We start from the raw sequence: 12,272 nt of genomic DNA, 5'->3' as shown, positions 1-12,272 counted from the left end.
CACGCGCGACCTTTGAGAGGATTCACCTCATGTCCAGCAAGTCCGGCCAGACCGGGAAGTCCGGGAGACGCGAACCCGCTCCGGCGCCCGCCGAGGAAGTGGCCGCGCCGCCGTCCGCCGAGCCCGCCGAGCCCGCCGTGAGCGACGACGACGTCCTGGGCGGCCCGTCCCCGGCCGGCCGGGACGAGTTCACCGACGACACGGGCCGGCGCTGGCGGAAGGTACGCGGCCCGCTGCACCCCCGGCTCGGCAGGCGCCTGGCGGCCCGAGCCGATGCGTTCGTCATCGGTGAGGGCGCCGGGGAGCGGTTCCGGCACGTGGCCTCCGGTGACCGTCTCCCCGCCTGGCGAGCGATCGAGGACCGCCTCGACTCCCCGCTCACGCCGAGCTACCGGGCCTTCGAGTTCCGCTCCGCGGAAGGCATGACCCTGCTGTATGTCGAGGAGTCCTGCTGACGGGCGGGCGGGAGTTCGGTGGTCGGTCGGCCGGTCAGTGGTACGCGTGGACCACCGCGTGGCCCTTGCCGCGGCCGATCATCCACTTGTTGACCGGGGTGGTCAGCACGAAGGCGACGGCGAAGCCGCCGAGGAGGGCATACCAGAACAGGCCCTCGGTGAGGTGGGCGTCCATCGCGCCGGGGGTGAGGGCGATGATCGTGTTGTCGACGAGTTCCATGACCGCGATCGAGACCGTGTCGGCGGCCAGTGCCACCTTCAGCGCGCTCTTGAAGCCCAGGCCCGCCCGCAGGACCGCGAACAGGGTGAACGAGTAGCCGAAGAGGAAGGCCAGGGTGATCGCGAGGGCCATGGTCTGGGCGTTGCCCCACATCAGGGCCGTACCGATCACCATGCCGAGGATCTCGCCGATGGCGCAGCCGGTGAGGCAGTGCAGGGTCGCCTTGACGGCCGTGCCCCAGGAGGCCGGGCCGTGTCCGTCGCCGTGACCACCGTGCGCGGCCTGAACCGCGTGCCCGGCGCTGTGGTGAGGGTGGTGAGCGCTGTGGTCCATGACGTTTCCCCATTCCCGTCCGGCTGGGGCGTTCTCCTCTGCCCCACACCACGAACGTATACCCCCTAGGGGTATCTGTCCAGTGGTCACGAGCGGGCGGCGGGGCGGAGCGCCGAACCTGAAGCGCCTCATCAACGTCGTTCACACTCATGAACTACATGCAAACGACGGGGCGTATTGACGTGCCCATAGCAAGCCCTTACCGTCCCGGAGAACAGCTACTTCCCCGAACCTCGGCGGCACCCGCACACACCATCTGTTCAGATATCTGCACACTCGCCATCCCACTGAACACTGACCACCACCGCCGTGGTTCGCCACCCCACACCACGGGAGACGAACCGATGCACCTGAGACCAGTCATCGCGTCCGCGGGCCTCCTGGCCGGCACCCTCGTCGCGCTCTCCGGCAGCACGGCCGCGCAGGCGGCGACCACCCGCTACGAAGCCGAGACCTCCCCCGCCGTCTGCGCCGGCGCCATCGAGTCGGACTGGGCGGGCTACTCCGGCACCGGCTTCTGCAACGGCACCAACTCGACCAGCGGGTATGTCCAGTTCACGGCCAACGCCCCGGCCGCCGGCACGGCGACCCTGCGGATCCGCTTCGCCAACGGCACCACCACGGCCCGCGCCGCGGCCCTCACCGTCAACGGCACCTCGGCGGGCACCCTCTCCTTCGAGGGGACGGGCGCGTGGAGCACCTGGGCGACGAAGACGGTCAGCGTGTCCCTGGCGGCGGGCGCCAACACCATCCGCCTGAACCCGACGAGTTCGGCGGGCCTGGCGAACGTCGACTACGCCGAGGTGGAGACCGCCGACGGAGGCACCACCCCGCCCCCCACGGGCGTCCTCTACGTCGCCCCGAACGGCACGGACGGCGCGGCCGGCACCCAGACCTCGCCCACCACCCTCACCTCGGCGATCAGCCGCATCACCCCCGGCGGCACGATCTACGTCCGCGGCGGCACCTACCAGTACTCCCAGACCGTCACGATCCCGCCGGCCAACAGCGGCACGGCGAGCGCCCGCACGAAGCTCACGGCGTACCCCGGGGAGAAGCCGGTCCTGAACTTCTCGGCGATGGCGGAGGACCCGGCCAACCGCGGTCTGGCGCTGAACGGCAACTACTGGCACGTCCACGGCCTCACCGTGGAACGCGCGGGCGACAACGGCATCTTCATCGGCGGCAGCAACAACATCGTGGAACGCACGGTGACCCGCTACAACCGCGACACCGGCCTCCAGTTGTCCCGCATGGCGTCCACGACACCCGCCTCCCAGTGGCCGTCGAACAACCTCATCCTCAGCGCGGAGTCCCACGACAACGCCGACTCCGACGGCGAGGACGCGGACGGCTTCGCCGCGAAGCTGACCTCGGGCCCCGGCAACGTCTTCCGGTACGCGGTCGCCCACAACAACATCGACGACGGCTGGGACCTCTACACCAAGCCCGACACCGGCCCCATCGGCGCCGTCACCATCGAGGACTCCCTCGCCTACGAGAACGGCACCCTCAGCGACGGCTCCCAGGCCGGCAACGGCGACCGCAACGGCTACAAGCTCGGCGGCGAGGACATCGCCGTCAATCACGTCATCCGCCGTTCCATCGCCTACGACAACGGCAAGCACGGCTTCACGTACAACAGCAACCCCGGCTCGATGACCGTCTCCGACAACGTGAGCGTCGACAACGCCCAGCGCAACTTCAACTTCGACGCCGGCACGTCGGTGTTCCGGGGCAACACCTCCTGCCGCAGCTCCAGTGGCACGAACGACCGCATCATCGGCAACGCCGACGCGACCAACCAGTTCTGGTCCGGCACCAACGGCTCCCGCTGCTCCGCCTACTCCGGCGGCCTGAACTGGTCGTACGCCTCGGACGGCCGCCTGGTGGTGACGTTCGGCGGCAACCAGGTGACCCGGTAGGCCCCGCTCGGCTCACGCAGAAGGCGCCCGGCCGGCACCAAGCGATTGGTCGACTGCAAGTCGATCAGCTCATGCATGACGAAGGCCCCCGACCGGCAGGTGGGGGGCCTTCTCGTGCTGACGAACGCCTACTTCAGGCTGCTCTGGCGCACCTGCTCGTAGACGGCACCGGAAGCTTCACGCTCCCACTCGGGCGTCTCCTCCCACGGGGTCACGTAGCTCGGCTTCGGCTCGCCAGGGAAGTGTTTGTGCACTCCCGCGATCCACGCCTCGCGAAAGACTCGCGCGCCCTCGGTGGTGGTCATGCCATCCCCTCTCGTCATGCCGTAAGGGTGCCGATCTCGGCCTTCAACTCGGCTACTCGCCGGTCGCGCCCGAAGGTGCCCAGCTCGGCAGTCAGGGTCTCCTTCCGCTTCGCGCCGATGGCCGCCAAGTCGACCAGGACGGAGAGTGTCTGCGGCGCGCCGGTAGCGACGCACGAACCTCTGCGGCGGCCCCTGCACCGAAGGCTGCGTCGACCTCGCCGAGATTCCCGGCGCCGCCGACGCCTTCCTTCTGCGCGACTCCAAGCCCGAGGGCGCCGGCCGGGAGCTGCGCTTCACCACCGAGGAGCTGGACGACTTCGCCGCCGGCTGGGTGAAGAAGCGCGGCCTGACCGTCTGATGCTGCTACACCTCTCCACCAGAGCGGGCCGTCCTCGTACGTGAAGGCGGCCCGCCCCTCTTCCGGAAGGCGCGCATGACCTGGACAGGACACATCCACGGTTACGGCCCGTGGGTCGGACCGCCCGACAGCTACCACCGCGAAGGCGACCGGCGACCCCCGCATCCCGACCCTCCTGCGCCCCCATCTTCCGACGAGGACAAGGTGGCCATCCGCATCCTTCAGCGCTACCGCGAGGTGGTGGCCGAGTTCCCGACCTCGAACCTGCCGCCCATGATGTCGGGGCACTGGCTGCTGAGGCGGAACCAGACGTCGGTCGAGCGGACCTGGACGGACGCGGCAGCGGCACTCGACTGGGCGACGAAGCACTTTCTCGACAACCCGCCGATGGAGCGGGAAGACGGCCGCCAGGCGTACGCGAGCCTGGACACGAAGCGTGAGTACGCGCTGGACGTCCTGCCGGTCGGCGTCGATGTGAGCTGGGTGTACTACAACCGGTCGGGCAACATCGCCTCGCTCAACCTGGTGTGCTGCCCGAATCGGCACCACCCCGACCTCACGTGCCCGCTCGCCTGAGACCGCAGACGGGAAGCCAGGCCCGCCGCGGACGACCCCTCGGGGCAGACCGGCTAGGAGGCGTTCGCCGCGTGCCCCAGCGCGACCGTGTCGTCCCCGCGCTCGCGCCGCGCCGCCAGTCGTACGCCCGCCCAGGAGAGGGCGACGATCACCGGGAGTGCCGCGGCGACGGCCAGGAACGCCGCGCCGGGGCCGTCCGTCGCGAGGGCGGCGGCCACGCCGGCCGCGGTGAGGACCGCGTCCTGGGGTCTCGGTCAGCGGTCGGGGTCACCGGGCCATGCTGCGGGACGGGCCCGGCGGGGCCCAGAGGCGCGTCCGGCACTCCGACCGGGCCGTCATCTGCCGGAGACCGGCAGATGACCGGCCGCCCGAGCGGGCGCGGGCGGCGCGGGCGGGCGCGGGCGGCGGCGGTGGGCGTACGAAGGGGAGCGGCGAGGGGCGGCGTGCGAAAAGGGCGGCGTACTCCGACCGGTGTCGGCGTACGCCGCCCTGGGGGACGCGTCGTGCTGGTGACGGCTGCGGGATCCCGTGCCCGCGTGGTCATGGCGGTTACTTCGGGTCGCCGTTGAACCTGGACGTGGACCAGACGTAGCCGAGGACGGCGAGGCCCACGCACCAGGCGATGGCGAGGACGGCGTTCGTGGTGCCGATCTCGCTGCCCAGCAGCAGGCCGCGCAGGGTTTCGATGGCCGGGGTGAAGGGCTGGTACTCGGCGACCGGCTGGAACCAGCCCGGCATGCTCTCCAGGGGCACGAAGGTGCTGGAGATGAGCGGCAGGAAGATCAGCGGCATCGCGTTGTTGCTGGCCGCCTCCGCGTTCGGGCTGACCAGGCCCATGCCGACCGCGATCCAGGTCAGCGCCAGGGCGAACAGGGTGACCAGGCCGAAGGCGGCGAGCCATTCCAGGACGGTGGCGTCGGTGGAGCGGAACCCGATGGCGACGGCGACCGCGCCGACCAGGACCACGCTCATCACGCACTGGAGCACACTGCCGACGACGTGCCCGATCAGGACCGAGCCGCGGTGGATGGCCATGGTGCGGAAGCGGGCGATGATGCCCTCGGTCATGTCGTTGGAGACGGAGACCGCGGTGCCGATGGTGGTGCTGCCGACGGTCATCAGCAGCAGGCCCGGCACCAGGTAGGCGATGTAGTCGGAGCGGTCGGCGCCGGCGCCGAGCCCGGCGCTCATCGCCTCACCGAAGACGTACACGAACAGCAGCAGGAGCATCACCGGGGTGAGCAGCAGGTTCAGCGTCAGCGACGGGTAGCGGCGGGCGTGCAGGAGGTTGCGGCGCAGCATCGTGGACGAGTCGCGCACGGCGAGGGAGAGGGTGCTCATCGGGCGGTCTCCTTGGGCTGGTGGGTGGTGTCGGTGAGGGCGAAGAAGACGTCGTCGAGGTCGGGGGTGTGGACGGTGAGTTCGTCGGCCTCGATGTGGGCGGTGTCGAGCCAGTCCAGGAGGGAGCGCAGTTCGCGCTGGCTGCCGCCGCTGGGGATGCGGAGGGTGAGGGCGTCGTCGTCGCGGGTGGCTTCGCGCAGGGTGGCCGCGGCGGTGCGGTAGGCGGCGGGGTCGGTGAAGCGCAGGCGGACGTGTCCGCCGGGGATCAGGCGCTTGAGCTCGTCGGCGGTGCCCTCGGCGGCGATCTTCCCGTCGTGGAGGACGGCGATGCGGTCGGCGAGTTCGTCGGCCTCCTCCAGGTACTGGGTGGTGAGGAACACCGTGACCCCGCTGGTCACCAGCTCGCGGATGATCTGCCACATGTTGTGACGGGAGCGCGGGTCGAGGCCGGTGGTCGGTTCGTCGAGGAAGATGACGCGCGGACTGCCGACCAGGGTCATCGCGATGTCCAGGCGGCGCTTCATACCGCCGGAGTAGGTGGAGGCCGGCTTCTTCGCCGCCTCGACCAGGTCGAACCGCTCCAGCAGCTCGGCGGTCACCCGCCGCCCCTCGCTGCGCGAGAGGTGGTTCAGGTCCGCCATCAACAGCATGTTCTCCTCGCCGGTGATCAGGCCGTCGACCGCGGAGAACTGGCCGGTGACCCCGATCGCCGCCCGCACCGCCTGCGGGTCGGCGGTCAGGTCGTGGCCGGCGACCCGCGCCTGGCCGCCGTCCGCGGAGATCAGCGTGGAGAGGATTTTCACGGCGGTGGTCTTTCCCGCGCCGTTCGGGCCGAGCAGGGAGAAGATCGTGCCTTGCGGTACGGCCAGGTCGACGCCGTCGAGGACGGTCTTGTCGCCGTAGGACTTGCGCAGCCCGTTCGCCGCGATGGCCAGGTCGGTCATGAGAAGTGCTCCTTCTGCGGAGTCGGCGGATTCGGCGGATTCGGCGGATTCGGCGGTTCGGCGGATTCGGCGGTTCGGCGGATTCGGCGGATTCGGCGGTGGGCGGGCTCAGAGGCTGCGGGCTGTGATGTCGCCGTGGGAGGTGGTCGCGCGGATGGCCAGGCCGGCGGCGCCGTCGGCGTTCCGCAGGGCGTTGTGGATACGGCCGTAGCCGGTGCCGGCGTCGAGGGAGGCGGAGACTCCGCGAGCGGCGTCGACCGCGACATCGCCCATCTGGGTGGAGAGCACCACCGTGCCGCCCACCGCCTCGGCGATCCGGATGTCGCCCCGCTGGGTGCTGATCTCCGCCGGGCCGCCGAGGCGGCCGATCGAGACGTCGCCGTCGAGGACGGTGAGGCGGGCGCTCGCGGTCTCGTCGAGCCTGACCGGGCCCTGCGCGGCGTCGAGGACGACGTCGCCGAGCCGTCCGACGCCGCGGAACTCGGCGGCGGCCGCCTTGGCCTCGACCCGGGAGCCGGCGGGCAGCTGGACCGTCATCTCGACCGACCCGGAGGGGCCGAAGTACTGGTTCCTCGCCGCCGGGGCCTCGATGCGCAGGACGCCGTCGTCGTAGGAGACCGTCGTCTGGTCCGCCGCCTTCACGTCGCGGCCCTTGGAGGCGTCCGCCGGGAGGATCTCGACGCGGGTGTCGGACCGCTCGGCGGCGATGACCCGGATACGGCCGGCGGGGATGTCGAGAAGGGTCGCGACGGGGGCGGGGGTGTCGAACGTCTGCATGGTGGGCTCCTTCTTAGCGGCTTCCGCCGGCACTGTTTCCGACATCCGAAACGCTACGTTGCGTTCAAGAAATAGGCAACACACTTATTGCATTAACTGTGCATCATCGCAGATCAACGGGCCAATATCGTTGCAATGGAGCGGAATCTAACGCAACAAACTCAGGCGCCCTCGTTGCAATGAAGTGAAATGAACGCTACCCTGGGGACCCGACGCACGGGCGAGCACGAAGGAGACCGCGATGCCGGGAGGCAGACTCACCCAGCAGGAACGCCAGCAGATCGCGCTGGGACTGGCCGACGGCCTCGCCTACGCGGAGATCGCCCGACGCCTCGACCGCCCCACCTCGACCATCACCCGCGAGGTGATGCGCAACGGCGGCCCCACCGCCTACCGCGCGGAGCTGGCCCACCGCACCGCCGAACGCCGCGCCCAGCGCCGCCGGCAGGCGGCCGCGCCCCGCGGCCGGGAGGCGGCGCCGCAGGCCTACGGACGCGACGCGGAGGCCGTGCGCGAGTACGAGGAGACGCTGACCACCGTCTTCATGGCGCAGGGCACGCCCAAGATGATGGCCCGCGTGATGGCCTGCCTGTGCACCACCGACTCGGGCAGCCTCACCGCGGCCGAACTCGTCCAGCGGCTCCAGGTCAGCCCGGCGTCCGTCTCCAAGGCGGTCGCGTTCCTCGACAGTCAGGGCCTCGTCCGCCGGGAACGCGACGAACGCCGCCGGGACCGCTACGTCGTCGACGACGACGTCATGTACCAGTCGATGATCGCCAGCGCGCGCGGCACCGCCCAGGTCGCCGAGACCGCCCGGCAGGGCATCGGCGTCCTCGGCTCCGGCACCCCGGCCGCCACCCGGCTGGAGAACATCGCCCGCTTCCTGGAGTTCATCTCCGAGAGCATCACCCGCGCCGCGGACCAGGCGCGCGAGGTGCTGCACACGAAACCCGCCGAGTAGCCGGCCCGCCGAGCCGCGGGGAGGTCAGCCGGTGTCGCGCAGCCCGGTGGCCCGCCCCCGCGCGTCCCACACGACCTCTCGCACCCGCACCACCGCGTCCCGCTCCAGCGGCCCGTACACATGCGGGAACCGGGTGCCCTCCGGCGCCCCCGGCGGCGGTGCGGGCGCCGCCTCCTCCCAGACGCAGGGCGCCGACAGCCGGGTCTCGTCGAGGGACACGACCAGCAGGGGCCGGGGCGCGGTGCGGTAGTAGGCGTTCACGACGGCCAGGGTGACCCGCTCGTCGGGCGAGCAGTGCACGAAGCCGTCCTCGGCGAGGGAGGCGGGGGCGTACGGGCGTCCGGGATCGGCGGCCCAGTCCGCGGCGGGGACGACATGCTGGATCACCGCTCGTTTATATCCCGGCGACGGGCCCGGACACGGCCTGGCGACGGTCCGGAGACGCCCCGTCCCCCGCGCCGGCCGCCCCTCCCGCGCCCCCGCCCGCACCCCGCCCGCGTTGCCTCACGCCTCCTCGCTCGTTGGTTTTCTCATGCGTCGAACCAGCGGAGGCACTTGATGCGCGTGACCGACCTCCAGCGCTGTGAGATCCGTCCCGGACGGCTCGTGGAATGGGCGCTGCACCCGGCGGCCGTGGCGGCGGCGAGCGTGCTGCCCGACGATGAGCGCCCGCCCGCCTACGTGCAGGAGTCCCATCTGCGCACCTGCCGTTCCATCCGCCGCGAAGGCCTGTTCGTGCCGACCTGGCTCGGCACGGCGTTCGACCTGCCGGGGCGGGTGGACCTCGATGTGCTGGAGGGGGCGCTGCGCGCCTGGACCCTGCGCCACGAGACGCTGCGCAGCGGCTTCCGGTGGGCCGGGGAGGAGATGCGGCGGTTCACGCTCGCCCCGGAGGCGGTCGCGCTGGACCGCCGCGAGGTGGGCCACTTCGCCGACCCGCACACCCTCACCCGCTGTCTGCGGGATCGTTTCGACGTCGCCGCGGACGCGCTGACCTGGCCGAACTTCCTGTTCGCGGCGGTCGTCCGGGACGACGGCGCCAGCGTCTACATGGCGTTCGACCACAGCAACGTCGACGCGTACTCGCTGCACCGCATCGCCGCCGAGATCCACGAGCTGTACGCCGCGGGACTGGCCGGCCGCGCCGCCGACGAGACCCCGGCGGCCAGCTACATCGACTTCTGCGCGGCCGAGCGCTCCGACGCGGACCTCATCGACGACGGCCACGAGATCGTGGAGCGCTGGCGGGAGTTCATCACCCGCTGCGACGGCAGGCTGCCGGGCTTCCCCGTCGACCTCGGCCTCGACCCGGACGGCCCGCTGCCGCCGCAGAAGCTGCTGCGGGAGCCGCTGGTCGGCGCGGAGCACGCGGCGGCCTTCGAGGCGTACTGCCGGCCGTACGGCGGCAGCCTGGTCGGCGTCCTGGCGGCCACCGCGCTCGCCACCCACGAGATCAGCGGCCTCGACGTGTACCGCACGGTCGTGCCGTTCCACACCCGGGCGGCCTCCCGCTGGCAGGACTCCGTCGGCTGGTACGTCGGCGGCGCCCCGGTGGAGATCCCGGTGACCCCGGCCACCGACTTCGACGGCGCGCTGGACCTGGCGCGCGCCACGCTGCGGCGCAACCGGCGGCTGTCCCGGATGCCGCTGGCCCGCGTGCTGCGCCTGCTCGGCGCCGACTTCCGCCCCACCTCGCCCGACCTCTACTCGATCGTGTCGTACGTCGACACCCGCGCCGTCCCCGGCTCCGAGCGCTGGCAGGAGCAGAAGGCGTACGCGCTGATCCGGGTCTCCTACGGCGACCAGGTGTGCGTGTGGGTCACGCGCCTGCACGAGGGCCTCCAGTTCGCCGCCCGCTACCCGGACACCGACACCGCCTACAAGAACCTGCGGCGGTGCGTGGAGCGGATCCGGGAGCTGGTGGTGTCGGCGGCCCACGCGCACCTGCCGGTGGGCCACGCGCCCTAGGGGACGATCGCGTCGGCCGGCACGGGTCCGGGGCCGGTCGCCCCGGACCCGTGCCGGCTCAAGCCCCGGATCGGGCGGGCTACTTGGCGTTGATCAGCTCGTGCGGCGGAACCGTCACCGTGCGGGCGCCGGGTTTGCCGCCCAGGACGACCTTGCGGAGCGCCACGTTGTTGTCGAGGTCGGTCTCCTTCAGGCGCTTCTCCGGGTTGGCGATGACCTGGATGTAGTAGGTGCCGTTCGGCAGGTCGGTGATGTCGAAGGACTGGCCCGGCCGGTACTGGGTGTAGGTGTCGCCGGAGCCGACGTCCAGCACCTCACGCACGGAGATCGAGTTCTGCTGGCCGCAGGCGGTCGACAGGTCCGTGTTGTACGGGTGCCAGTTGGCGTTCTTCACCGTGTAGTCGATCGCATCGGTGTTGGCGAGGCAGAACGCCTCCTTGCCGCTGCGGACCTCCTTGGTCTGGTCCGCGCTCAGCAGCCGGTAGCTGGCGAAGTCGGTGAAGTGCCAGTGCTCGTGGCCGATGCGCGGGTCCCACTCCATGGTGCCGGTGGGGGTGTAGCCGACCTGCTTGCCGTTCGCGTCGTAGAAGTACTGGTACGCGTCCATCAGGTCCTTGCCGGGGCTGCGGAAGCCGTCCACGACGAGCGGTGCGGGGCCCGCGTTCCAGACGTTGGCGCTGAAGGCGAGGTAGTCCTTGCCCGGCACGTCGCCGTCCTCGCCGTCGGTGATGGCGATGTCCCAGGCGGGCAGCGAGCGCAGGTCCGGCTTGGGCACGTTCGCGGGAACGCCCGCGCGGCCGGTGGGCCGCTCGGCGTTCGGCTTCAGCGCGGGCGCGATGCGGGAGCCGTCGGTGTGCCCGGGTCCGTCGCCCAGGTGGTGGGCGCGGCCCCGGTCCGCCAGGGCGTGGGAGAGGGCGGGCGGGGTGGGCGCGTCGGCGCCGCGGGGGCCGTAGTGGTGCCCGGAGGCGTGCCCCGTGCCGTGCCCGGCGCCGTGGCCCGTGCCGTGCCCGGCTCCGTGGTGGGCCCCGGACTTGCCGGCGGCGGCGCCCTGCCCGCCGCCCCCGCCGGCCTCCCGCACGGCGACCTTGATGGTGGGCCGGTCGTCGGGGATGGAGAACAGGTCCCGGTACTTCTTGGCGACCCGCACCTCGGCCGTGTACTCGCCGGCCGGCAGGTCCACCGGCTTGTCGTAGTCGACCGTGCTGGTGTTGGACGCCCAGCCCTTCTCCACGCCCCACACCGAGCCGAGGGTGAACGGGTTGGCCGGGCAGCTCTCCGGGTAGTGCGAGGTGGCCGGGGCGTCCGGGCGGATGCGGCCGGAGGCGTTGTTCGGGCAGAAGGTGCCCTTGCTCTTCGCCACCTCGGTCCCGGCGGCGTCGGTGACCGACACCTCCAGGAAACCGGGCAGGCCGGTGAAGTCCTTCACCAGCCCGGCGGGCAGCGTCCTCGTCGTCGTGCTCGTGCCGTCGCGCAGCACCTGCCTGGCGACGACGGGATCCTTGTACGACTTCCTGGTGACCCGGAACTCCAGCGGCGCGCCGTCCACCGAGAGGTACGTGCCCAGGTCCAGGTAGACCCCCGGCTCGCCCTCCCAGCGGTCGAGCGTGACGGCGTTCGACGCGGCGATCAGTTTGAGCTTCGGCTTGCCGGGTGTGCTCGCCTTGCCGTCCCCGGCACCGGGTGCGGCCCCGGCCCCGGCGACGACGACGGTGAGCGCCGCCCCCGCCGCGAGTGCGCCCCGCTTGAGGCGCGTGGTGTGGTGCTGACTGGTCATCGGGTTTCCTCGTCTGCGAGTGCCGCCGGTCGAGCGGCATCGGACCGGACAGCCCACGACCCGGCCCCTCAAGCGGACGCACCCCACGCGCCCCGGCCGGACCCCGTGAGCACCCTGTGAGAGCGGTAAATCAGTGGTGCGGGTTGCCTGTTGTCCCCACATCGCCGGGGCGCGGGCCGCCGCGGGGCTCCTCGCCGGCGGGAGGGCACCCCGCGCCGTAGTCGAGCCGGCGGGCGGTCTCCACGAGGGAGTCGATCGGATCCGGCCGGCGGGGGCGCGCACGGTGGCACAAGGGGCGCAGAAGTCGTACGTACACATTCGCCACGGTTCGCCAC

13 protein-coding genes and 1 pseudogene are annotated in these 12,272 nt (G+C 71.6%); 6 read left to right on the top strand and 8 right to left on the bottom strand.

Annotated features, from left to right (window positions below):
- Nucleotides 1–29: 29 nt before the first annotated feature.
- A complete protein-coding gene (locus AB0K92_RS03275; RefSeq protein ID WP_365918921.1) occupies nucleotides 30–455 on the top strand; it encodes a hypothetical protein in 426 nt (141 codons plus the stop codon).
- Nucleotides 456–489: 34 nt separating this feature from the next.
- Here the strand turns inward: AB0K92_RS03275 and AB0K92_RS03270 are convergent, their stop codons facing one another.
- Nucleotides 490–1,008, bottom strand: a complete 519-nt coding sequence (locus AB0K92_RS03270; protein ID WP_365918919.1) for a DUF4396 domain-containing protein — start codon at nucleotides 1,006–1,008, stop codon at nucleotides 490–492.
- A 344-nt stretch (nucleotides 1,009–1,352) separates the two neighbouring features.
- Here AB0K92_RS03270 and AB0K92_RS03265 point away from each other — a divergent pair, with 344 nt between their 5' ends.
- A complete protein-coding gene (locus AB0K92_RS03265) occupies nucleotides 1,353–2,933 on the top strand; it encodes a carbohydrate-binding protein (RefSeq protein WP_365918917.1) in 1,581 nt (526 codons plus the stop codon).
- Between the two features lie 128 nt (nucleotides 2,934–3,061).
- On the opposite strand, the gene AB0K92_RS03260 is transcribed toward AB0K92_RS03265, so the two are convergent.
- Nucleotides 3,062–3,238, bottom strand: a complete 177-nt coding sequence (locus AB0K92_RS03260; RefSeq protein WP_365919415.1) for a hypothetical protein — start codon at nucleotides 3,236–3,238, stop codon at nucleotides 3,062–3,064.
- A gap of 208 nt (nucleotides 3,239–3,446) precedes the next feature.
- Here AB0K92_RS03260 and AB0K92_RS03255 point away from each other — a divergent pair.
- Together AB0K92_RS03255 and AB0K92_RS03250 are read left to right on the top strand one after the other, a co-directional pair.
- Nucleotides 3,447–3,596 (top strand): annotated as a pseudogene (locus tag AB0K92_RS03255) (DUF397 domain-containing protein); the annotation flags it as partial.
- 75 nt (nucleotides 3,597–3,671) lie between these two features.
- A complete protein-coding gene (locus AB0K92_RS03250) occupies nucleotides 3,672–4,172 on the top strand; it encodes a hypothetical protein (protein ID WP_365918915.1) in 501 nt (166 codons plus the stop codon).
- A gap of 53 nt (nucleotides 4,173–4,225) precedes the next feature.
- Here the strand turns inward: AB0K92_RS03250 and AB0K92_RS03245 are convergent, their stop codons facing one another.
- The 4 genes from AB0K92_RS03245 to AB0K92_RS03230 all read right to left on the bottom strand — a co-directional run bounded on the left by AB0K92_RS03245 (nucleotide 4,226) and on the right by AB0K92_RS03230 (nucleotide 7,234).
- Nucleotides 4,226–4,390 carry a hypothetical protein gene (locus AB0K92_RS03245; RefSeq protein WP_365918913.1) on the bottom strand — a complete coding sequence of 55 codons (165 nt, stop codon included), beginning with the start codon at nucleotides 4,388–4,390 and terminating at the stop codon, nucleotides 4,226–4,228.
- Between the two features lie 331 nt (nucleotides 4,391–4,721).
- On the bottom strand, nucleotides 4,722–5,513 hold the full coding sequence (locus tag AB0K92_RS03240; RefSeq protein WP_365918911.1) for an ABC transporter permease: 792 nt from the start codon (nucleotides 5,511–5,513) through the stop codon (nucleotides 4,722–4,724).
- On the bottom strand, nucleotides 5,510–6,457 hold the full coding sequence (locus AB0K92_RS03235) for an ATP-binding cassette domain-containing protein (protein ID WP_365918909.1): 948 nt from the start codon (nucleotides 6,455–6,457) through the stop codon (nucleotides 5,510–5,512). Before AB0K92_RS03235 ends, AB0K92_RS03240 begins: the two co-directional genes overlap by 4 nt.
- Before the next feature lie 108 nt (nucleotides 6,458–6,565).
- Complete coding sequence (locus tag AB0K92_RS03230) at nucleotides 6,566–7,234, bottom strand: DUF4097 family beta strand repeat-containing protein (RefSeq protein WP_365918907.1); 669 nt, start codon at nucleotides 7,232–7,234, stop codon at nucleotides 6,566–6,568.
- 241 nt (nucleotides 7,235–7,475) lie between these two features.
- On the opposite strand from AB0K92_RS03230, the gene AB0K92_RS03225 reads away from it, so the two are divergent.
- Nucleotides 7,476–8,195 (top strand): helix-turn-helix domain-containing protein, encoded by a 720-nt coding sequence (locus tag AB0K92_RS03225; protein ID WP_166000662.1) that lies wholly within the window; start codon nucleotides 7,476–7,478, stop codon nucleotides 8,193–8,195.
- 24 nt (nucleotides 8,196–8,219) lie between these two features.
- On the opposite strand, the gene AB0K92_RS03220 is transcribed toward AB0K92_RS03225, so the two are convergent.
- The gene (locus AB0K92_RS03220) at nucleotides 8,220–8,582 is read right to left on the bottom strand and encodes a DUF952 domain-containing protein (RefSeq protein WP_365918904.1); all 363 of its coding nucleotides are present in this window, start codon (nucleotides 8,580–8,582) and stop codon (nucleotides 8,220–8,222) included.
- 171 nt (nucleotides 8,583–8,753) lie between these two features.
- Between AB0K92_RS03220 and AB0K92_RS03215 the strand changes: the two genes are divergently transcribed.
- Nucleotides 8,754–10,163, top strand: coding sequence for a condensation domain-containing protein (locus tag AB0K92_RS03215; RefSeq protein ID WP_365918902.1), 1,410 nt, complete (start codon nucleotides 8,754–8,756; stop codon nucleotides 10,161–10,163).
- A 79-nt stretch (nucleotides 10,164–10,242) separates the two neighbouring features.
- Here the strand turns inward: AB0K92_RS03215 and AB0K92_RS03210 are convergent, their stop codons facing one another.
- A complete protein-coding gene (locus tag AB0K92_RS03210) occupies nucleotides 10,243–11,937 on the bottom strand; it encodes a lysyl oxidase family protein (RefSeq protein WP_365918900.1) in 1,695 nt (564 codons plus the stop codon).
- Nucleotides 11,938–12,272 lie beyond the last annotated feature (335 nt).

The organism is Streptomyces sp. NPDC052687 (assembly GCF_040678395.1).
GTDB lineage: Bacteria > Actinomycetota > Actinomycetes > Streptomycetales > Streptomycetaceae > Streptomyces.
Note: the sequence above shows the minus strand (reverse complement) of the source record. Positions and strands in the feature narration are given on the sequence as shown.